At 63.1% G+C, this 21,593-nt stretch carries 12 protein-coding genes, 1 tRNA gene and 9 pseudogenes; 8 read left to right on the plus strand and 14 right to left on the minus strand.

Translation table 11 applies throughout. The features are described from left to right. Positions 1 to 431: 431 nt before the first annotated feature. Positions 432 to 818, minus strand: a pseudogene (locus ACFQH2_RS05045) (alpha/beta fold hydrolase); the annotation flags it as partial. A 208-nt stretch (positions 819 to 1,026) separates the two neighbouring features. On the opposite strand from ACFQH2_RS05045, the gene gcvPA reads away from it, so the two are divergent. The 4 genes and pseudogenes from gcvPA (at position 1,027) to ACFQH2_RS05065 (ending at position 5,298) form a co-directional block, all read left to right on the plus strand. Further along, on the plus strand, positions 1,027 to 2,361 hold the full coding sequence (gene gcvPA, locus ACFQH2_RS05050; protein ID WP_377076508.1) for an aminomethyl-transferring glycine dehydrogenase subunit GcvPA: 1,335 nt from the start codon (positions 1,027 to 1,029) through the stop codon (positions 2,359 to 2,361). Continuing rightward, positions 2,358 to 3,819, plus strand: a pseudogene (gene gcvPB, locus ACFQH2_RS05055) (aminomethyl-transferring glycine dehydrogenase subunit GcvPB). Before gcvPA ends, gcvPB begins: the two are co-directional and overlap by 4 nt. A gap of 87 nt (positions 3,820 to 3,906) precedes the next feature. After that, on the plus strand, positions 3,907 to 4,338 hold the full coding sequence (nikR, locus tag ACFQH2_RS05060) for a nickel-responsive transcriptional regulator NikR (RefSeq protein ID WP_377051544.1): 432 nt from the start codon (positions 3,907 to 3,909) through the stop codon (positions 4,336 to 4,338). A 60-nt stretch (positions 4,339 to 4,398) separates the two neighbouring features. Continuing rightward, positions 4,399 to 5,298: pseudogene (locus ACFQH2_RS05065) on the plus strand (cation diffusion facilitator family transporter). On the opposite strand, the gene ACFQH2_RS05070 reads toward ACFQH2_RS05065, so the two are convergent. The 3 genes and pseudogenes from ACFQH2_RS05070 to ACFQH2_RS05080 form a co-directional block, all read right to left on the minus strand. After that, on the minus strand, positions 5,295 to 5,459 hold the full coding sequence (locus ACFQH2_RS05070; RefSeq protein ID WP_377051548.1) for a hypothetical protein: 165 nt from the start codon (positions 5,457 to 5,459) through the stop codon (positions 5,295 to 5,297). The pseudogene ACFQH2_RS05065 and the gene ACFQH2_RS05070 overlap by 4 nt on opposite strands. 215 nt (positions 5,460 to 5,674) lie before the next feature. Next, a pseudogene (locus ACFQH2_RS05075) lies at positions 5,675 to 6,545 on the minus strand (ABC transporter permease subunit). After that, entirely contained in the window at positions 6,542 to 7,462 is a 921-nt protein-coding gene (locus ACFQH2_RS05080; protein ID WP_377051552.1) for an ABC transporter ATP-binding protein, read from the minus strand. The pseudogene ACFQH2_RS05075 and the gene ACFQH2_RS05080 overlap by 4 nt, the downstream one beginning before the upstream one ends. A gap of 156 nt (positions 7,463 to 7,618) precedes the next feature. Here ACFQH2_RS05080 and ACFQH2_RS05085 point away from each other — a divergent pair. Beyond that, positions 7,619 to 8,151 (plus strand): annotated as a pseudogene (locus ACFQH2_RS05085) (cob(I)yrinic acid a,c-diamide adenosyltransferase). A 4-nt stretch (positions 8,152 to 8,155) separates the two neighbouring features. Here the strand turns inward: ACFQH2_RS05085 and ACFQH2_RS05090 are convergent. The 3 genes from ACFQH2_RS05090 to ACFQH2_RS05100 all read right to left on the minus strand — a co-directional run bounded on the left by ACFQH2_RS05090 (position 8,156) and on the right by ACFQH2_RS05100 (position 10,844). Beyond that, entirely contained in the window at positions 8,156 to 9,169 is a 1,014-nt protein-coding gene (locus tag ACFQH2_RS05090) for an adenine deaminase C-terminal domain-containing protein (protein WP_377076509.1), read from the minus strand. A gap of 104 nt (positions 9,170 to 9,273) precedes the next feature. Further along, on the minus strand, positions 9,274 to 9,900 hold the full coding sequence (locus ACFQH2_RS05095) for an amidohydrolase family protein (protein ID WP_377076510.1): 627 nt from the start codon (positions 9,898 to 9,900) through the stop codon (positions 9,274 to 9,276). Further along, on the minus strand, positions 9,897 to 10,844 hold the full coding sequence (locus ACFQH2_RS05100) for an MBL fold metallo-hydrolase (protein WP_377051558.1): 948 nt from the start codon (positions 10,842 to 10,844) through the stop codon (positions 9,897 to 9,899). Before ACFQH2_RS05100 ends, ACFQH2_RS05095 begins: the two co-directional genes overlap by 4 nt. Before the next feature lie 237 nt (positions 10,845 to 11,081). Between ACFQH2_RS05100 and ACFQH2_RS05105 the strand changes: the two are divergent. The 3 genes and pseudogenes from ACFQH2_RS05105 (at position 11,082) to ACFQH2_RS05115 (ending at position 12,624) form a co-directional block, all read left to right on the plus strand. After that, positions 11,082 to 11,367 (plus strand): annotated as a pseudogene (locus ACFQH2_RS05105) (hypothetical protein). Between the two features lie 29 nt (positions 11,368 to 11,396). Beyond that, positions 11,397 to 11,471 (plus strand) — tRNA-Val (locus ACFQH2_RS05110). Between the two features lie 382 nt (positions 11,472 to 11,853). Next, positions 11,854 to 12,624 (plus strand): bacteriorhodopsin, encoded by a 771-nt coding sequence (locus tag ACFQH2_RS05115; protein WP_377051562.1) that lies wholly within the window; start codon positions 11,854 to 11,856, stop codon positions 12,622 to 12,624. Positions 12,625 to 12,860: 236 nt separating this feature from the next. Here ACFQH2_RS05115 and ACFQH2_RS05120 read toward each other — a convergent pair whose 3' ends face one another. The 7 genes and pseudogenes from ACFQH2_RS05120 to ACFQH2_RS05150 form a co-directional block, all read right to left on the minus strand. Continuing rightward, positions 12,861 to 13,520 (minus strand): DUF998 domain-containing protein, encoded by a 660-nt coding sequence (locus ACFQH2_RS05120; protein ID WP_377051564.1) that lies wholly within the window; start codon positions 13,518 to 13,520, stop codon positions 12,861 to 12,863. Positions 13,521 to 13,768: 248 nt separating this feature from the next. Further along, on the minus strand, positions 13,769 to 14,587 hold the full coding sequence (locus ACFQH2_RS05125) for an inositol monophosphatase family protein (RefSeq protein ID WP_377057004.1): 819 nt from the start codon (positions 14,585 to 14,587) through the stop codon (positions 13,769 to 13,771). 62 nt (positions 14,588 to 14,649) lie between these two features. After that, a pseudogene (locus ACFQH2_RS05130) lies at positions 14,650 to 15,976 on the minus strand (ABC transporter ATP-binding protein). Further along, positions 15,973 to 16,988 (minus strand): annotated as a pseudogene (locus ACFQH2_RS05135) (ABC transporter ATP-binding protein). The pseudogenes ACFQH2_RS05130 and ACFQH2_RS05135 overlap by 4 nt, the downstream one beginning before the upstream one ends. A gap of 20 nt (positions 16,989 to 17,008) precedes the next feature. Further along, positions 17,009 to 18,472 (minus strand): ABC transporter permease, encoded by a 1,464-nt coding sequence (locus ACFQH2_RS05140; RefSeq protein ID WP_377051570.1) that lies wholly within the window; start codon positions 18,470 to 18,472, stop codon positions 17,009 to 17,011. Between the two features lies 1 nt (position 18,473). Continuing rightward, positions 18,474 to 19,497, minus strand: a pseudogene (locus tag ACFQH2_RS05145) (ABC transporter permease). A gap of 103 nt (positions 19,498 to 19,600) precedes the next feature. Continuing rightward, positions 19,601 to 21,484: an ABC transporter substrate-binding protein gene (locus ACFQH2_RS05150; protein ID WP_377051573.1), complete on the minus strand. Its 1,884-nt coding sequence runs from the start codon at positions 21,482 to 21,484 to the stop codon at positions 19,601 to 19,603. Positions 21,485 to 21,593 lie beyond the last annotated feature (109 nt).

Below are 21,593 nucleotides of genomic sequence, written 5' to 3' on the forward strand. Positions count from 1 at the left end.
ACAAAACCGTTGTTCCGGCCCACAGTGAGTTTACCGCTGGAGGAAGACACGAAGCTCGGCGGACGCTGCGTCGTATTCGTCACGGAATACGTAATGTCCGGCGTTCGGGATATGTACAAGTCGGCCGTCACGCAACCGGTCAGCGGCGTCCAGATCGGTCGCTCTGTCTGCCACATCGGCGTCGCGGCGCAACACCAGCGTCGGACACGTGATTTCGTCGAACGCGTCTTTGACGGGGGTGTGTTCCTGTGCAGCTTTGCGATATGTGGGCTACACTCGTCGGTCGCTGCGGCTAACCGTCGGACGTGGTCCATACCGTGGACGGCGTCATCGTAGTCTTCGATCCGCTCTTCGATAGAACGCGCTTTCGCCTCGCGTAATCGTTCACGAGTCATCTCTCGTGCGTCTGCCATGCTGATATCGGGCGATTCGTGGAATCGAGCCGGGTCTGCGAGCACTACTCCGCGCGGACGATGGGAGTTCGCGGCCGTCCATGCAACCGTTGCTGCTCCCATCGAGTGGCCAAGGAGAACCGGGTCGGCGAGGTTCAACTCGTCGACGAGCCCGACGAGATCCGCAACGCGGGAACCCATATCGTATCCAGTATCCGGGGCGCCCGAGCGACCGTGCCCACGGGCGTCGTAGGTGATAACCTCGTAGTCGTCGGCAAGCGCCGAGCCAAGCGGGACCCAGCGACGGCCGTTATCGTACATTCCGTGGGCTATCACGATCGGCTCCCCACTGCCGGTTCGGTAGTACTGCAGTTCGATACCGTTCGTAGAGACAGTGCCGGTTGTCCACTGCTCTGGGAGATTCATATGCTCGATTCCAGCCCCATATGAAAAGTATTTTCCAAGTTTGGTATAGCGGTATTTGATATATGGGTTCTCTTCGATCGGTCCAGCGACGGTGCCCGAGACCGCTCACAGCAGCGAGTTGGGGCACCGGAACCGGGATTATGATATACGGCTAGTCGTAACTTCCACACGTGAAAGCTCTACACGGTAGCCGGACGGGGATCCAGCCGTGACCCGATCCGGTGGAAGCCCGTACGCGCCGCATACACCGTCGGAGACCGACGCGATGCTCGCCGCGATCGGTGTCGACGAGGAGGCCGACCTGTTCGACATCCCCGAGGGGGTTGGCTTCGACGGCGAGTTCGGGATCGACGCTCGTAGCGAACGCGAAGTACGCGAAGACGTCGAGAGGATGCTCGGACGCAACGATACGATGGTCGAGTTGCTCGGACGCGGCCACTACGACGGCTACATCCCGTCGCTGGTCGATCATCTCTCCCAGCGCTCCGAGTTCCTGACGTCCTACACCCAGTACCAGCCGGAGGTCTCGCAGGGGTTCTTGCAGGCCCTCTTCGAGTATCAGTCGATCTTCGCGGAGCTAACCGGACTGGGAATCGTGAACTGCTCGATGTACGACGCCGCGACGGCGCTTGGCGAGACCGCCACGCTGGCTGATCGCGTGCGCTCGACGGCCGGCGACCGCGTGCTCGTCCCCGAGCATATCCGAGACGAAAAGCGGGCGGTACTGGCCAACTACGTCGCCGGCACCGATCTTTCCGTCGAGACATACGAGATGGACGATGGCTGTGTCGACGTCGACGCGCTCGCCGACCGGGCCGACGACGACGCCGTACTCGTCTACGCCGAGACCCCGACGGTTCGGGGCGTCATCGAGGAACACCTGAATGCCGTCGCCGATATCGCCGACGATCACGGCGCTCTCTTCGCCCTCGGCTCCGATCCGATCGCACTGTCGGTGCTCGAAGAGCCTGAAACAGTGGGTGCAGACGTCGTAATCGGCGACGCCAGCGTGCTCGGTCTTCCGGCGAGTCACGGAATGGGACTGGGCATGTTCGCCACGCGAGAGGAGTACGTCCGGCAGGTGCCGGGACGACTCGTCGGCGCGAGCAAGGACGCCGCGGATCGGCGTGCCTACACGCTGACGCTCCAGACCCGAGAACAGCACATCCGCCAGGAGCGCGCGACGAGCAACATCTGTACGAACCAGGCGTGGGTTGCGCTGCGCGCCGCCATTCACGCTACCTGGCTCGGGCCAAGCGGACTCGTCGAGGCGGCGAAAGACAGTATCTCGCGGGCCGACCGGCTCGCCGACGCCGTCGACCAGCTTTCGGGGGTCGACGCGCCAGTCCACGACCGGCATCACTTCCGCGAGTTCGTCGCGAGCACCGAGCGACCGGCCGAGGAGATAGCCGCCCAGCCAGCGGATCTGGGCTACGCCGTCCACGCCCTCGACGACCACGAGATACAGCTCTGTGTGAACGATCTGGGCGAGGACGACCTCGATGGCTTCGTCGCGGCGCTCACGGAGGTGGTCGAGGGATGACGTTCGATCAGGCCCGCTGGCGACGCGACGACGAACCGGTCTACGAACCACTGCTTTCGGACAAGGACGAGACGACGGTGGCGCTCAGCGGGGCGAGCACTGCATCGGGCGATGACGCGGACAGTACTGCCGACGTCCCGCTGCCGGACGACCTGACTCGGGACGAACTCACGCTTCCGGAACTTTCCGAACCGGAGCAGCGCGGCATTACACGCGGCTCTCGCAGATGACCTACGCCATCGATACTGGCCCGTATCCGCTGGGTAGCTGTACGATGAAGTACAACCCCAAGTTCACCGAGGACGTCGCCGCGCTCGCCGACGCGTCGATCCATCCGGATCGGCCGGAGCGGCGCAAGCAGGGCACCCTCGAACTGCAGTACCGGCTACAGGACTACCTGGCACGGATCGGCGGGATGCACGCCGTCTCGCTTCAGCCACCGGCCGGAGCGGCCGGGGAGTTCACCGGAATTCTGGTCGCGCAGGCCTATCACGAATCGAACGGCGACGAGCACCGGAGCGAGGTAATCGTCCCCGAGAGCGCCCACGGGACCAACTTCGCCAGCGCGGCGCTGGGCGGCTACGATGTCGTCGAACTGCCAGGCGGCGAGGACGGCCGCATCGACCTCGATGCCCTCGACGCCGCGCTCTCGGAGGATACCGCCGCGCTCATGCTGACGAACCCGAACACGCTCGGCCTGTTCGAGCGCGATATCGAGGAGATTGCGGAGATGGTCCACGACGTCGGCGGCCTGCTCTACTACGACGGCGCGAACCTGAATGCCCTGCTCGGGCGCGCTCGCCCCGGCGACATGGGCTTCGACATCATGCACTACAACGTCCACAAGACGTTCGCAACGCCTCACGGTGGCGGCGGCCCCGGTGCAGGACCGGTCGGCGTCGTCGATGACCTCGCCGAGTTCCTCCCCACCCCCGAATCCGGCGCTCGGAGATGGGCTACGAGGAGTTCGACCCCGACAACTCGATCGGAAAGGTCCACGGCTTCTCGGGCAACTGGCTCGTCCTCGTGAAGGCCTACGCCTACATTGCGCGACTCGGCGACAAAGGGCTCACCGACGCCAGCGCGAAGGCCGTACTCAACGCGAACTACCTCGCCGAACAGATCGAGTACGAGGTTCCCTACGGCCCGTTCCATCACGAGTTCGTCGCCAGCGCGGGCGAACAGGACGCTGCGGACGTCGCAAAGCGGATGCTCGATTACGGCGTCCACCCACCGACGACCAAGTGGCCCGAAATCGTCGGCGAGGCGCTGATGACCGAGCCAACCGAGATAGAGAACCGTGACACGCTCGACAGTCTCGCGAGGGCGTTCAACGCCGTCGTCGACGAGGACGACGAGACGCTCGAAGCCGCGCCATCTCGGACTGCGGCGCGACTGATCGACCAGACATCGGCGGCGCGGAACCTGCGACTTTCCTGGCAGGCGCTCGAGGAGTAGCGCAGCGCCGACGTTTCTAGTAAGAGAGACGCGGATTAACCGCTCTGTTCAGTAATTCTTAATAACGAACCGCGACTCAGTTAATATATGACCGTCGTAAGCGTCTCGATGCCCGAGGAACTGCTCGAACGGATCGACGAGTTCTCCGACGACCACGGCTACACCGGCCGGAGCGAAGTCATCCGAGAGGCGTCACGGAACCTGCTGGGCGAGTTCGAGGACAAACAGCTCGAGGAGAAAGACCTGATGGGCGTGGTGACCGTCGTCTTCGACTACGAAACGACCAGCGTCGAAGAGCAGATGATGAATCTGCGCCACGAGCACGAGGACCTCGTCGCCTCGAACTTCCACAGCCACGTCGGCGAGAGCTACTGCATGGAACTGTTCGTCCTCGAGGGTGAACTCGAAGACATCTCGACGTTCGTCGGCAAGATTCGGGCGACCCAGGACACGCTCTCGGTCGATTATTCCGTCATCCCGGTCGACCAGTTCACACAGGGAATCTCGGAAGCGCTGTAGGCTGGCCGGGGAGCCGACGGCGATGGCAAGCTTCAAGTTTAGACTACATCTAAATCGCCCATGGACGACGCCGACCGGTCACGCTTTGCCCGCGCATCGTGGGTGAACGTGCTCGGGAACGCCGTGAAGATCATCGTCGAGGAGCCGCTGGCCTGACGTTCGGTAGTGTCGCCCTGTTGGCCGACGCGGCACACTCTATTGCGGACCTGGTTGCCAGCGTCGTCGTGCTGATCTGGGGACAGGCCCAGTTCAAGGACCCCGATTCGACTCATCCACACGGCCACTCCCGGATCGAACCGCTGACCGCGCTGTTCGTCGGGGTGGCTATCGCGCTGCTCGGTCTCAACCTCCTCTACGAGTCTATTCAGGGACTGCTCGCCGACGAGTTCATCGAGTTCAGCTATCTCCTGCTGGCAGCTATCGGCTTCGCAATCGTGGACATGTACGCCGTCTACTGGTACACCGAGCAGGTCAACGCCGACCTCGGCTCGACGGCGCTGTCCGCGCTCGCGAAGGACTGCCTCAACGACATCTACACCTCCATCGCCGTGATCGCCGGCGTGCTCGGAGTGCTCGTCGGCTACCCGATCCTCGACCCCCTCGCTGGCGGTCTGGTGAGCCTGCTCGTCGTCTATCAGGGGTTCTCGATCGGCCGGGAGAACATCACCTATCTCGTCGGGGGCACCCTCGGACGAACAGCGGGCGGCAGTTCGACAAACTCTTCTGTCCCATCCGGACGTCGAGGGGGTTCACGATCTGGTGGTCTTCTACGACGGCACAGTGCTCGAAGTCGAGGTACACGCCGAGGTCGAGGGCGAACTCTCGCTTCGGGACGCCCATGAAGTAGAGACGGAACTCGTGGACATGCTGCGGGCCGAAGAAGGGGTCGGCGACGCACACGTGCATCTCGATCCGTCGGGCGTGGGCGAGTGGAAGGAGGCGTCCGAACGGAGCGGTTAGGCCGTCGAACTCGTGTCGACGGCGTCACCGATCCGGACGACGCCGCGTTCACACTCGGAGCAGCGCCACTTCGTTTTCGTGCCGAGGTGGAGCTCCGTGCTCGCCGTGAGCCAGAAGGTCTGCTCTTCCTCGCAGTTGGGGCAGTAGGTCTCTCGTTCCATATCCCGACTTTCAGGCCGCTCCGCTTAATGCCACTGGTTTGGGTCAGTTTTCCGCGGTTCGAGGAGCCGAGACGCTATCTGAGTCCGATTACGGCAGTTCGGGACTGGTCCGGGCGAGTCAGGCAATAAATCGTATCGTGCTATATCGAATCGTCCTATCGCTCGCGAGGGATGGACCCGGCGGCTGGTCAGTGAGACGGGGAGTGCTGTCCGTCTCAGAGATCCGCCCGGGCGAACCGGTAGTAGCCGACGGCGAGGGGGAGGATCGCCCACAGTGCGAGCATGACGAGGCCGATCTCCGGTGCCGTGTAGAGCGAGCCTCCGCCGGTTGCCCCGACGTCGACGCCTGCACCCCCTGTCCGGGATCAGCACCGGTCGCCGCGGCGAGATCCGGCAGGAGTGCAACAAGTCCGGAGAAGTAGGCCGAGGAGGGTGATATCTGCGTGACGGCGAACACCCAGTCAGGTACCGCCGTCGGCATCGAAAAGCCCTCCACGACGTACAACACCGCTACCGGGACGGCGTCCCAGAATAGCTCGAAGACGACGAAAAAGCCGAGTGCGAGCGTCGTTGCCCGCGACGTCGACCCCGTCGTCGCCGAGAGACTCACGACGATGCCGGCGTAGACCCCAGCAAACGCGAGCGTCAGCAGGACGAACACGAGCAGTGCGAGGACGTCGACATCTCCGAGGAGCGCCGAACCGAAGCCCAGACCGACCGTCAGCCCGATACCCAGTCCGAACGCGAGCACGGCGGCCCGACCCACGACTTTGCCGGCGAACACGTTCAGCCGGTCAGTCGGCAGCGAGAGCAGGAGCTTGATACTTCCCAGTTCTCGCTCGCCGGCGACAGATTTGTAACAGACGACAATCGCCGCAAGCGGCACGAACAGCCCGATCAGTCCCACGGTGAAAAAGATCAGACCGGGGAACGTTGCACCCCGGGGGAACCGAACATCTCCGGTACTTGCACGTAGGCGTACGACGAGACCACCGACAGCAGGACGAACACGGTGACGAGCGCCCACAGCGCCCGCGACTGGACGGCATCGCGGAAATCCTTCTTTGCGACGGCGAGCGTCGTCATGCTTCGACCTCCTGTTTTTCGGTCGTATACTGGACGAACAGGTCTTCGAGCGAAGATTCGACGACCGAGAAGTCCTGTACTGGCCCGACCGTCCGATCTATCGATTCCAGCACGGCGAACTTCGAGACGCCGTCGACAGCCACGCGCAGGCGGCCATCGTGGACCGAGGCCTTCCCGACACCGTCGAGTCCGCCCACCGTGTCGACCGTCTCCTCGTCGAGGCTCGGCAGATAGACGTAGAGCGTCTCGCCCGAGCCAGTCGCGTCGCGCAGTCCGTCGATGGTGTCGACTGCGACGAGTTCGCCGCGGTCGAGGATCGCAACGCGGTCACAGACGGCTTCGACCTGCTCCATGACGTGACTCGAAAAGAAGACGGTCGTCCCGCGGTCGTTCTCCGCGCGGATGATCTCGCGCATCTCGCGGGCACCGTTCGGATCCAGTCCTGTCGACGGCTCGTCAAGCACGAGAAGGTCGGGGTCGCCGACCAGCGCCATCGCCAGGACGAGTCGCTGGCGCATTCCCTTCGAGTAGCCGCCGGCTTTTCGGTCGGCGGCGTCGGCGATCCGGACGCGCTCGAGGAGTGCCTCGGGATCCTCGTCGACGCCTTTCATTTCGAGGACGAACTCGACGTGCTGGCGACCGGTGAGCCGGTCGTACACGTGGTAGGCGTCCGGTAGCACGCCGGTGCGGCGTCTGACTTCGACGCCCTCCGACTGGGCGTCGTGGCCGAGCACCGTCACCGATCCCTCCGTCGGGCGGATGAAGTCGAGCAGGATGTCGATTGTCGTCGACTTTCCCGCACCGTTCGGGCCGAGAAAGCCGAAGATCTCGCCCTCCTCGATCGTGAGGTCGAGATCGTTGACGGCGACGACGTCGCCGAACCGCTTCGTGAGTCCGTCGATCTCTATTGCTGCCATGCTTTTCCTCCGGGGAGCAGGTCCCGCCGGCTTCGAGTCGGTGTTTTCGAATACATACTATAGATTCGACGTAATTCTGAATAAACCTTCCCTGACTCGTGTCACCTACTCGCCAGCAGAGAGGAACTAAGTTCGTCCGCCCCCTTGCCATCTCGTATGAAGATTTACACCGGCCGCGGCGACGAGGGAATGACCGACCTCCGTGACATGTCCCGCGTCGCGAAGACGAGCGCACGCATCGAGGCGTACGGTACCGTCGACGAGCTCAACGCTCTGATCGGGGCAGTCCGGCCGAGCGGCTACGACGACGCCGACGAGCAACTCGAACGGATCCAGAACCACTTACACATCGCGCAGGCGGATCTGGCCAACCCCTCGCCCGAGGAGGACGATCCGGTCGTCACCGACGCACACGCCGACGAACTGAGGGGTGGATCGACGCTCATGAGGAGGAGTTGCCCCCACTGGAGAACTTCATCCTGCCGGGCGGGAGCGAAAGCGGCGCAAGCCTCCATCACGCGAGAGCGGTCTGTCGCCGTGCGGAGCGACGCACCGTCGCGCTGGCCGCCGAGGAGAACATCAACGACGCCGTGATCCAGTACCTGAATCGGCTCTCGGACGCCCTGTTCGTACTCGCCCGGGTAGTGAACCAGCGCGACGACGTTCCAGAAGAAAATCCGACGTACTGAGGCGTTACTGCGCTCCGTTCTCGGGCGTGAGTCCGACCACCGATCGGTTGAGCACGTCGGCGTAGCCCGAGAACGTTAGCTTGAACGTCGGGACGCCGACGAACGGCAGCGAGACGACCGTCAGCAACGGCTGGTCGACGTCGACGCCAAGCGAGCGACAGCCGTTCTCGACTGCGTTCAGTAGCTGTGCCGTCTCCTCGACTTCGAGATCCGCCGCGGCACCGGCGATCCGGTAGGGCACCTCCGCGATGGGTTCTCCGTCCCGGACGACGGCCCAGCCACCACCCAGGTCCGCGACGTGCTCGACTGCAGTCGAGAGTGCCTCGTCGCTCGTCCCGACCGCCAGCACGCCCGTGGACTCCATTGTCATGCTTGTCGCGACTGCGCCCTCGTCGATCCCATAGCCTTCGAGAAAGCCCGTGAAGCCGGTGCCGTCACCGTCGGGATGTCGGTCGAGCAGCGCGACCTTGGCGACGTTCCGATCCGGCGCGGCGTGGAGGTCGCCGTCCTCGACTCTTGGTTCCACCGTCGTCGCCATCGAGAGCAGGCCCTCGCCGACCTCGATAGCTCTCACACGACCGTTCTCGTCGGCCGCCTCGGCCGGGACGGCGAAACTCTCGGGGCCGCTCTCGACGTCGATCGTATCGTAGACGAACGCCGGATACTCGTGGCTCCGCGGTGCGACGCGGATCTCCTCGTTGCGTACGACGACCTCGCCGCCGCTCAGGACGGTGGTCACGTTCATCGCTTCCAGATCGTCGACGATCACCACGTCGGCGACGTTGCCGGGGGCGAGCGACCCGCGCTCGTCGAGGCCGAAGTGTCTGGCGGGGTTGAGCGTCGCCATCCGGAGCGCGTCGACGGGGTCGACGCCCGCCTCGATCGTTCGCCGGACGACGGCATCCATCGCGCCCTCGTCGAGCAGATCACGGGGCCACATCCCGTCGGTCGACAGCGAGAGTTCGGACGGGCCGATGCGGCCGACGGCGTCGGCGAGCGCATCGATGTCGTTCCGCACCGTGCCGTACCGGCCGATGGTGTGGATGCCGCGCTCGACCCGGTCGACCAGCCCTTCGCCGCTGATCGCCTCGTGGTCGTTGTCGACCAGCGTCGCGAAGGCGGTTAGCTTCTCGCCGCGACAGCCTGCACCGTGGCCGCAGATGGGTTTTCCTCCTGTCGCGCTCGTTCGTACAGGCCGTCGAGTCCGCTCTCGCGACCGACGACGTGGACCCAGTCGGTCTCGCCGACGCCGACGACGCGGTCGTCCGCGAGCAGATCAACGAGGGCGTCTTCGTCGGCCTCGCTCGCGCGTCTGTCACCGAACGTGTCGACCAGCGGCATCGACGGGACGGTCATCCGCACTGTGATCGGGAGATACGCCGTCGCGGCGAGGAGCGCCTCGACACCGTCCGCGCCGAACAGGCTTCCGAGGGCGGACGACTCGGTGACGACCGTGGTCGTTCCCGAGGCAAGCAGGTGATGGTAGGCGTTCTCCAGCGACTGGACGGTGTCGACGTGGGTGTGGGCGTCGATCAAGCCCGGCATGACGACGCGCCCGTCCGCCGAGATGCGTGTCGTTTCCGGCCCAATTACGTCGCCCGCGTCCTCGGGCAGCGCCGCTATCTCGTTGTCTACGACGAGGACGTCGAGCGCGCGGAACTCTCTGGTTTCGGGCAGAAAGACGCGTCCACCGGTGATCGCGATGTCGGCGTCGGCCTCGCCGAGCGCGACCGCCTGTGTCGGATTCATTTTCGTGTGTATACCACTCGTCCGGCGTCTTCAGTTGCACGCACTTCGCCGCGCTCTTCGAGGACGTCCAGATGACCGATGGCCTCGCTCATCGCGGGGAAGTAGTCTATCACGGGCAGGTCGTCGAACAGACCGTCCATCACCTCCCGTGCGGACGTTGGCCCGTCGATCAGTTCCAGAACGTTTGCGGTCCGGTCCTCGTGGGCTGCGAGGATCTCGCCGATCCGCCCCTGTGGATCGTCGATGAGGCTCCCGTGGCCCGGCAATAACTGGTCGAAGGGGCGCTCCTGGAGCGTAGCGAGGGATGCGTTGTAGCACGGTAGCACCCGCGGTCGGTCGTCCTCCCGGTCCATCGGCGGCCGGAGGAGCGGGTTCGGCGTCACGTCGCCGAGGACGTGGTCGCCGACGGCCGCCCGATACTCGCCGGCCGTCTCGTAGGAGAACAGCAACTCGCCCGGCGCGTGGCCATCTACAGCCTCGACCGTCAGGTCAGTTCCGTTGATCGATATCTCGTCGCCATCGTCGACGGTTCGGTCGACAGAGCAGTTCGGTGCGTAGGGGAGATACGCCTCGGGAAGCGTCGTCACCGTCTCTGCGGTCGACTGGTCAAGTCCGTGACGGACGAAAAACGTCTCGAAGAACGCCTGCTCGTACTGTAGCCTGTCGTCGAACGATTCGATGATGGTGGCCGCGTCGGGGCTGGCGACGATCCGCACTCCCCGCTCGCGGAGTCGGTTCGCCATCCCGAAGTGGTCCGGATGGGGGTGTGTCACTACGACCCGTTCGAGGTCGTCTACCTGGCAGTCCTCGGCCGCTAGCTTCTCTGTCAGGGCGGACCACGACTCGTCGCTGTCGGGGCCGGGGTCGATCAGCGTTCGTCCGGCGAGATACCCGTTGACGGGGCCGACCTGAAACGGCGTCGGGATCGAGAGCCGACTGAACATCGTGCGTTGCTCGGCCGCCGAGCGGTAAAACCATTTGTGAACCGGTGACGCACTGCTGGTGGTTGACTCGGAGCGGTGGAACGGGCTTTCCCCACTCTTGTCGGTGAAGTTATGGATGGTAAATATGCCATGCACTGGACTCCACCCTGCTGGGTGCCGTTTGATGCATCTGTTGGAGAGATACGTCAGATGGATGAACACACAAGAGTTATATCTGTTCTCTGCGTAACAACGAATATGAACAGGCACTTCTGAAGATGCACGGTACTACCTGACCCGCGCCGGAAAGAAAGCGAAACAGGGCGTCGCCGAGGAACTCGAACCGGTCGAAGAGAAGTTCAAAGCGCTCACCGGCGACGACGAGGAGCCGGAACTGGGGCGACTCGACAACATCCGCGAGGAACTCGAAGAGATCGAAGAGCGCGCCGAAGGAGAGGCGAAAGAAGCCGTCACGAAGGCTCGTGAGCGTATCCGTTCGTACCGCGAGGGCGAGGACGCGACGCCTTCCGAAAGCAAGGCTTAAGTCCGGAGCAGCGGTACGACTTTTTGCGAGGGTTGGTGGTCTAGTCTGGTTATGACACCTCCTTCACACGGAGGAAGCCGGCAGTTCAAATCTGCCCCAACCCATTTCTGACGGAGCATACGACGAGCAAAGCGAGGGGTCCTCGTCGTCGAAAGCAGTCGGCAGTTTGAACTACGCAAGTCGCGCGCAGCGAAGCGAACACGTCTTGCAGCAGTTCACATCTGCCCAACCCATTTCTGACGGAGCATACGACGAGCAAAGCGAGTCCTTCGGGTCGTCAGAACTTGTCACGGAGAGAGTTCGACTCTCCGCATAAGGTCCCTTTAGACAGGATACAGGGCATTAGACCTCCCTCCCTGCCCCCATCGAAGACAAGGAAGTAAACGCGGAGTTCAGCGCTCTCATTCCTCTTTAATTCCCAATACTTTGTATGCCTTACTAGTAATGTGTTTGATTTATACTTAATAACTCCATAGAATTCTTCGCATGGTATTACCTGGCGAAATTGGCGGACTAGTGGAAGCGTCGCTGTGGGTCGGCACAGCTGGTATGATTATCGGGATGTTATACTTCATCGCGAAAGGATGGGGCGAGGAGAACGAGCGGATGCAGGAGTTCTACATCGTCACCATCTTCATCGCCGCAATCGCGTTCGTGAACTATCTGGCGATGGCGCTGGGATACGGTGTTACATCGGTCATGATCAACGGCGAAGAGACGGTGATTTACTGGGCCAGATATACTGACTGGTTCATCACAACGCCGCTGTTGTTACTTGACATCGGCCTGCTCGCGGGCGCGACCCGGAACGAGCTGGCTACCCTGATGGGACTCGACGTTGGGATGATTGGAACGGGCGTCATCGCGACGCTGACCGGTGACGGTGCCGGAGCCATCGGTGCCCTCGGGACTGAGGCACAGCGCCTCGTCTGGTGGGGCATTTCGACGGCCTTCATGATCGTGTTGCTGTACATGCTGTTTGGCAGCCTCACCGAGAAGGCCGAAGCGCTTGGCGGCCAGGCGACATCGACGTTCAAGACGCTCCGGAACCTGATCGTCGTCATCTGGGCTGTCTACCCCGTATGGTGGATAGTCGGGACCGAGGGGCTCGCCGTGCTACCGGGTCTCGGCATCGAAACCGCAGGGTTTGCAGTCCTCGACCTGACAGCAAAGATCGGATTCGGTATCATCCTGCTGTCCAGTCGTGATGCGCTGAGCCAGTCGACGGCGGCCGCGAGTGCCGGAGCAGCCGACTGACTGCCTCGATTGCGAGACGGTACAGATCCGCATTCCCGATTTCTCATTTTTGAGGTGTGTACCCGCTTGGTCAGTCGACTGTATCACGAGTACGCCTCGAACCGACAGACAGTCCGGGTGTTGTGACAGACTGGATGTCGATTGGGAACCGCACTGGCAACTGTGCCCGTCGAAGTGACCGCACTGTGCAACCACTCAGTCGCTCTCGTTAGGCACAGGACGTATATGACTAGAGATTACTCTCCTGAATCCGCGATTGCACCAGGTCGGTCAGCAGTCCCGAGGAGGTAGCCACCGAAGGCTATCAGCCAGATCATCACCGGGTAGATAATCATTCGTTCGGTCCCACCGTGGCCGATAGGGCCAAACGCCGCAGCGTTTCCGGCGTCGCCGACGGCCATGAGCACGACGAACACGAGTCCAAGGCCACCGGCGAGAACCGACAGTCCTCGCATTACACCGGAAAGTCGAGTCGCAGTCCCGAGGGCCTGCACGTTGAAGAACACGAACGCGAGCAGTGCGAACAGTGAGTGGAGTCCGCCGGTATCGAGTGCGAAGACGCCGGCACCAACAGCACCGATGCCGGCGAGTGCGAAAACGGTGAAGAGCCAGCGCCTGTCGTGGGTTCGGTAGAAGTAGAACCCACCGAGGAGGTTGAGCACGCCGGCGGCGATGAGGGAACTGTTGAACACCAGCGCAGTCTCGTCGATGACGCCGAGGTCGCTGATTGCGGCCGCACCGAAGTCGTAGTTCGGCGCCATCGCTGCTGTAAGCATGATGACCGTCAGAAACTGCGCGGATAGTGCGACAAAGAGCACCCCTGCTGGCTTCCGGCTGTCTACCGCTGTTCTGTGGACGTTTTCAGTAGTTTGGTTGTAGGTGGTACTCTGGGTCATGATGTGTTCACTAGCACAGTACGCGCTCGGAGGGCATATAGTAGCTCTACAGCAGTGTACAGAGAGTTACAGATACAACTGGGGGCTGATCGGAACCGTTGTCCTAAAACACGGGTCCCCGCTTCAGTGGACTGTGGGGTATCATCATCCACAGTCTTCAGATTGCTGCGCGGAATTTGCCGTGAGACCGTTCGTCTGTGGGTGTAGCTGACCTTCTCAGTGTTATCATCCTGATCTCTTCCCGCGGCTTATCGAAGCCGGGAGTCGTCTCCCGCAGGCGGATCGATCGCGTTCGCCGCCGCGAGCACGTCCTCGTGGACCTGCCCGTTCGACGCGACGAGTCCGCGGCAGTCGTGTCGCCAGGGATTGCCGTCGAGGTCGGTGACGGTCCCGCCGGCCTGCTCGACCAGATACGCTCCGGCGACGGTGTCCCACGGATGCGTTTCGACGTTCGTAATCACGCCCTCGACCGAGCCAGCAGCCACCAGCGCAAGCGATACCTGGACGGACTTCAGCCGGAGTAAATCGCCGAACCGGGTAACGATGGCCTCGGTTGCCCGGGCGTACTCGTCGCGACGGTCCGGGGACCACCAGATCGTTGGTGAGACGGTGAACCGATCCGTGTCGTCCGTCTCGCTCACTCCGATCGGACGGCCGTTGCGCGTGACACCGCCCGGACCGCCGACGTAGATGTCGCCCAGCGCCGGGAGCGCTGTCGCCGCCGCGACCGGCTTGCCGTCGCGGACTCCAGCGATGCTACTTGCCCACTGGCGCATCCCGCGCACGTAGTTGTTCGTCCCGTCGATCGGATCCGCGATCCAGGCCGGCCCTCTCTCGGGGACGGTCTCGCGAGCGCCCTTTTCCTCGCCGACGAACGGCTCTTCGGGGAACCGTTCGCCGATGACCGCGGCGATCCGATCCTGGGCGTCGCGATCGGCCCGCGTCACGACGTCCGTCTTTCCGCTCTTCGTCTCGACGTCGATATCGCGACGGAACGACGCCATTGCGACGTTTCCGCCGGCCCTGGCTGCCTCGCGGGCGACGGCGACCCGATCGGATCGGGGTATCGAACTCCCATGTCGCGTTCCAGGTGTGGCGTCTGCGTCGTCCCAGCCAGTCGAGGAGTCGGTCACAACCGATCACTTCCGGGGTCGTCGTAGTCGGATCGGTGGCGGAGACACCGGCTCGTCCGGCCCGTCTCGTCGACGTCGTGTTCGACCGGAGACTCGCGGTCACAGACGGAGCTGAACTCTTCGTTCAGAAGCGCAAGCGCCTCGGTGGGATCCGTATCCGCGGTTGCAGTCGCGCGGTCGATCACGTCGCTGGCTGCCGGGGATAGCTCGACGTCCGCAAACAGTTGGGTTACGATTACTTCGACGGAGCGTCCGCCCGCTCCGAGGCCGAGTTGTCGCTTGAGACGCTTCGATAGCCCCCTCCCCTCGAACGCGGTCTCTGAGTACGTCGCGGAACGTCTCGATCGCCTCGAAGGCGTCGCCGGAGAGGTCGGCGTAGGCGGCCGGCGGTATTTTCGCCGGACATCTGGTCGAGAACGGACAGCCACTGGGCGGGTGTCGGGGGTTTGGCGGCGTCCCCCGAAGCGTGATCCGATCGAGGTCGTCGGGTGCCGGACTCGACGACCCCGGGATAGCCGACAGTAGCGACTGTGTGTAGGGGTTCGCTGGCTCCTCGAAGACCCGCTCCGTTGGGCCGACCTCCAGGACGTTCCCGAGATACATGACCGCGACCCGGTCGGCGATGTGCCTGACCAGCGAGAGGTCGTGTGCGATAAAGAGGTACGTCAGACCGAGTTCGGCCTGGAGTTCCTCGAGCAGGTTGATGACGCGCGCCTGGACGGAGACATCGAGGGCGGAGACGGGTTCGTCGAGGATGACGAACTCGGGTTCGAGTGCGAGCGCACGTGCGATGCCCACTCGCTGGCGCTGGCCGCCCGAGAACTGGTGGGGGTATCGATAGAAGTGTTCCTCTCGCAGGCCGACCCGATCGAGCAACGTATTCACGCGCTCCTCGCGTTCGGCGGGTGTCTTCCACTCGTGTGCCTCCAGCGGTTCGCCGACGATCTCCCCGACCGTCTGGCGATCGTTGAGACTTTCCTGTGGATCCTGAAAGACCATTCCGACGCGGCGCTGCCACTCGCGGAGTTCGCTCCCGCTCAGTTCGGTGACATCGGTCCCGTCGACAGTGACGCTCCCGGATGTTGCGGACTCCAGTCCGACGAGCGTGCGGCCAAGCGTGGTCTTGCCACAGCCACTCTCGCCGACTAGGCCGAGCGTCTCGCCGCGGATGACGTCCAGCGAGATGTCGTCGACGGCTTTGACCGGGGGATCGCTGTTGACCAGCGAATCGTCCGTGTAGTACGTTTTGAGGCCGTCGATCTCGAGTAGTGGGTCCTGATCGTCACCCGATGCGGTCTGTGTCTGTGGTGTCGTGGCAGTCATCGGTTCTCATCTCCGTGGTCGCGGTTGTCGCCCGCAAAGATACAGGCAGCGGCGTGATCGACGGCGGCGTCGGTCTGAACCGTCTCGGGGACATCCCTCATGCACTCGTCGACGGCTATCGGACACCGGGGCGCGAATCGACAGGCATCGGCGGGGGCGTTCGGCGTCGGGACTTCTCCTCGATAGTCGGCAGGCGCTGGTCGGGCGGCGTCCGGCCGGGAATGCTCTTCAGGAGTGCGCTCGTGTAGGGATGCTCCGGCTCTGCGAACAGGGTCTCCGTGGGCGCACGTTCGACGACCTCGCCGGCGTAGATCACGTTCACTCTGTCGGCCGTTTCTTCGATGACGCCCATGTCGTGCGTGATGAAGAGTATCGCAAGCTCCTCCTCGCGCTGGAGTTCGGCAAGCAGTTCGAGGATCTGTGCCTGGATCGTCACGTCCAGCGCCGTCGTTGGCTCGTCGCAGACCAGCAGATCGGGATCACACGCGAGAGCGATGGCGATGACCGCTCGCTGTTGCATGCCGCCGGAAAACTGGTGGGGATACTCGCCGACCCGGCGCGGTGCGTCTGGAATCCCGACGGCTTCCAGGAGTTCGATCGCCCGCTCGGCCGCTGCGGCCCCGGTCAGACCCTGATGGATCTTCAGCGCCTCCCGGATCTGGTTTCCGACGGTGTAGACCGGATTGAGGGCGTTCGAGGGGTCCTGGAAGACGATCGAGAGGTCTCCGCGGTGTTCGTCCCAGCCGGTCTCGACGAGGTCGTCGCCTTTGAACCGGATCTGCCCCTCCTCGACGACGCCCGGTTCGTCGACGAGACCGAGGATCGAGCGGGCAGTTACGGACTTCCCGGACCCCGATTCGCCGACGAGGCCGACCGTCTCGCCGGGGTAGATATCGAAGGAGATCCCGTCGACGGCGTGGATCGTCTCCTTGTCAGTGTAAAACACGGTCCGGAGGTCGGTAACCGACAGCAGCGGCGTCTTGCCGCGAGACGCTTCCTGCGTGGCGGCCAGGTCAGGGGGATCGGCACGGCTCACGCGCCACCACCCCGGCCGGCCGCCGCGCCGGTCGCGCTGTCGGACTGTGGATCGATTGCGTCCCGGATGCCGTCACCGAGAGCGTTGAACCCCGTTACGACGAGCGTGATGAGGGCACCAGGGATCAGCGAGATGTGCCAGGAGCCTGTGGTGACGTAGTCCTGGCCGAGCTGGATCGCCCGCCCCCATTCGGGAGTCGGCGGGGCGACGCCAAGCCCGAGAAACGAGAGCCCGGCGATCGCAATGATTGCGCCGCCCAGCGTCATCGAGCCGTAGATCAACACGTATCCGGTGACGTAGGGGAGCATGTGCCGTCGCATGATCGTCCGCGGTCGCTGTCCGAAGCTACGGGCGGCGTCGATCCACGCCCGTTCGGACACCTGTAACGCAGGGCCACGAATCGACCGCCACATGTAGGTCCATCCAGTGAACGCGAAGATAAGCGCGAGCACGAACCCACCGCTGTAGATATCGCCGATCCACGAGTCGGCAAGGACGGTCGTGAGCATGATCAACAGGAGCAACTGCGGCATCGCCATCACCCCATCGGAGATCAGTACCGTGCCGAGGTCGACCTTGCCCTTGTAGTAGGCGGCAGTCAGCGCGAGCGAGACGGCGAGCAACGCGCTCAGGCCCACAGAGAGAAGGCCGATGACCAGCGAGATCCGGGAGCCGACCGCGATGAAGGTAAACAGGTCCCGGCCGTTCGGCATGGTCCCGAACGGGTGGAACCGGCCGTAGTTGTCGTAGCTCATCGGCATCACACGGGAGCTATCGCCGGTCGACTGGGAGTCGAGGTTGGCCTCACCGATCAGAATCGTCTCGACCGAGCTAGCCTGCTGGTCCCAGTAGTTCATCTCGTAGGAGTAGGAGTTGATCATGTTCTGTTCGACGGTTGTCGGGCCAAGCGTCGGTGCGAAGACGGCCAGCACCGCGAACATGAACACGACGGTCGCACCGAACAGACCCCATTTGTGGGACGAAAACCGATCGATTACGTCGTCGCGCGGCGTCCAGTCGGCGACTCTGATCTCCCGGCGGTAGTACCGGTAGCCGAACACCGCCCAGACGACCCACCCGAACGCGTAGGCGTACACGAGCACCGCCCGGATCGCCCAGGAGACGCCCGGTGACAGGTCGAGGAAGGTCCCGACCCACTGCTGGCCGTTCCAGTAGCCGGCGTTGGGGATGACGTCCCGGGAGAGCAGCGTCGGAATCGTCCGTGCATACTGCTGTGCGCCGTCGAACAGCCCGGTCGCGACTGCGAGGGGCGAACCGGCGGCGTCCGCCGTCGGGAGCGCCCCGAGCAGGGTAGCGATCACTCCAGTGAGGAACGTCGCGACCGCGCCGGCCTGGAAGACGAAGAGGACGACCCCGACCGTCACCCACGCCGCAAGCGTCGGGTCGAACCGACCAGTGAACGAGAGCCACTCGCGTTCGCGCGGCGTCGCGTCGGCCACGTCAGGTCCCCTCCAGTCCGACTCGGGGATCGATTATCGTGTACAGTACGTCCTGAACGAGGTTGATTCCGACAGTCATGAGTATAAATACGTACATGAGCGTCCCGACCAGCGGGAGGTCGCCCTGAATGGCCGCCTGATAGAACAGGTAGCCGATGCCGTTGATTCCGAAGACGGTCTCGACCAGTACCGAACCGCCGATCAGCAGGAACGCCTCGCTGGTGATGATCGGCACGAGCGGGACGAGAGCGTTGCGGAAAATGTGTTTCCAGACCAGCACGCGATCCGAGACCCCCTTCGCCTTCGCGAAGTCGATATACCTCGTTGCGCACTTCGAGCATCGCCGTCCGGCCGATCCGCATCTCGTTACCCATCGACGCCGACCCGAGCACCAGCGCCGCTGGTAGAACTTTCTTCGTCGCCGCGAGAAAGCCGTCGACCGTCCAGATCCGGGCCATCTCCGGGCTCCCCGAGATCGAGTTGATGGGGACGAACACCGACTCCCAGTTCAGAGAGACCCCGAAGATCGTCGGCGAGATGCTCAACACGGCGAGCAACATGATCGCGAGCCAGAAGTTCGGCATCGCCCGCCAGACGATCCCGCCGAACGACGCGATATAGTCCGCCAGCGTGTTCGAGTTCAATCCGGCGTAAAACCCAAGCGGAACCCCGATCAGGACGGCGATCAGGACCGACCAAAAGCCGAGCCAGAGCGTCCGCGGCAGGAAATCGAGGATGAGCGCGTTGACGTTCGATCCCTCGTATAGTAGCCACGTCTGCCCCAGATCGAACACGAGGACGCTCGACATCCAGTCGAAGTAGTGCTGGAGCGGCGGCTGGTTCAGCCCGAGTTGAGTCTGTGCTGCCTCGTAGGCGGCGGGATTGCGTGTCTGTCCCTCGCTAAGGAGTCTGCTTGCCGGATCGATCGGGCCCATGAAGATGATGAACCAGGTTATGCTCATCCCGATCCACACCACCGGAATCGCCATAGCGAATCGCTTGAGGAGATACCCCAGCCGACTCACTGGTGGTCACCTCGCCGGTGGCTCAGCAGACCGCTGAATCGTGAAGCCGATGCGGATAATGAATGCATAGATGTAACAGGCGTGTTCCTCGAAGTACCCTCGGTCACCGATTCAGCGTGGTATCGTCGAACGCCTGATTCTCCATGACGCCGTACATCTCGACGTCGACGTCGTCGTGCCAGAAGCGCTGGCTCATCGGATGGAGGAATGGAAGTTCCTGGACGGACGCCCAGTTCATCTCCTCGACGGTCTGGAAGGCCTCGTTGTGGTCCTCCCGGGTCGTTCCCTCGGCGGCGTAGTTGCTGTCCCAGGCCTCCCGGGCCGTCTGGCGGTACTCGTCGGTTGAGTAGCTTCCTTCGGCACCCCAGCGGGTGAACTGGTTCGAGGGATCCTGGCCGTGGAGGAATCGAAGGAAGTTCTGCGGGCCGGGATACTCCATCCCGTCGCCGAGGCCGAACACTTCCATCTCGCCGCTGATCGCCTTGCTGATGATCGTTCCGAACTCTGCTTCGATGATCTCCATGTCGATGTATGCCGCCCGAAGTTTCGACTGGAGCCGCGTGAACACCTGCTCGTACCCGCTGTCGCCGGCTATCGTCGTCACGGTGACCTCGTAGCGGTCGTTCTCGCCGTAGCCCGCCGCTTCCATCTCCGCGCGGGCATCGTCGAGTCGGGTCTCTCCGTAGCCGTACGGATAGCCGTTGGCGGCGAAATCGGTGTTGGACTGGTAGCCGGTCTCGGCGTGGCGGTCGTAGGATTCCTCGCCGGACATCCCGTCCTCGAAGGTGGGGTACGCCGCAGGCGGAACGATATGATATGCCGGCTTCCCGGTCCCTTTGTAGACGTTCTCGGCGATATCCGCCTGGTTCATCGCGTAGGCGAAGGCCCGCCTGACGGCGAGGGGCACTTCGAGCGCGTTGAAGACGATGTACTCGGTCGTGAGTGCCGGGATCTCGCCGTAGTTGACCTCCGTGCCGTCATCGAGAGCGTAGGTGCCAATCGATGCGTTGCCGTCCTCCTGCTCGATCGAGACATCGCCCGGGTTGAATGACGCAGTGGGGACGCTTTCGAGGATGTCGGCGTTCCCGTTCGAGAACCGCCGGAGACGCGTATTTCCGCTCCCGACGACCGTGTAGGTGATGCCGTCGAGTTCGGGTTCGCCGTCGTAGTAGTCCTCGAACGCTGTGAGCGAGATGTTACTGCCCTTTCGCCAGGAATCGACCTGAAACGGCCCTGCACCGGCGAATGTCGGACCGTCGCCCTGGGTGCTGAAGAACTCGTTGTACTCGTACTCGCCGTCGTAGCCCTCGATATCGCCGACCGCGTTCTCCGGGAGGATGGCGAACGCGCCGCCAGCGATCTGGAAGAGCGTGTACTCGAACGGCGAGGCCAGCGTCATCTCGACCGTGAAATCGTCGAGGGCTTCGACGGCCAGACTCCCCGGTACGACGTCGTCGAGGGTCTCCTCGTCGGTCGGTTCCGACAGCGTCTGATCCTTCTCGTGTTCGACCGTCAGCGTCTGGCCGACGATATCGTCCTTGTTCCGGGAGTTGGAGGACTCCGCGAGCCGTCGGTACGAGTAGACGACGTCATCGGCCGTGAACTCGCTGCCGTCGTGGAAGGTGACGTCCTCCCGGAGGTCGAACGTGTAGGTCAGGCCATCCTCGGAGACTTCGTATCCCTCGGCGAGCCCTGGTTCTGGTGGATACTCCCCATCGGGGAAGTACATGAGCTGTTGGTTGTACTGGTTGTAGCCCGCACCCGAGCCTTTGGCGCTGATCGGATCGAGCGTCTGGATCGACCCGGTTGCCATCATCTGGAGGGAATCGCCGCCGGAGTTCGATGTGGTACTACTATTACTGGGATCCGAGGAAGAGGGGTCGTCTGTCGGCGACGGTTCATCGCTCTCTGTACAGCCGGCGGCAGCAGCCAGCGCCCCCGCGCCAGCAGCGGTCAAAAAGCCGCGACGGGTTGTATCACGAGTCATCAGATACCGATTTCGACCGTTCGTATTTAATATCTTATAATATCTCTAAACTGTCGTATATTGGAGTATAATTTAAAAAATATACCTATATAGATGTTTATAGTTAAAT

Origin of the sequence: Natronoarchaeum sp. GCM10025703, assembly GCF_042661985.1 — an archaeon.
Taxonomy (GTDB): Archaea; Halobacteriota; Halobacteria; order Halobacteriales; family Natronoarchaeaceae; genus Natranaeroarchaeum.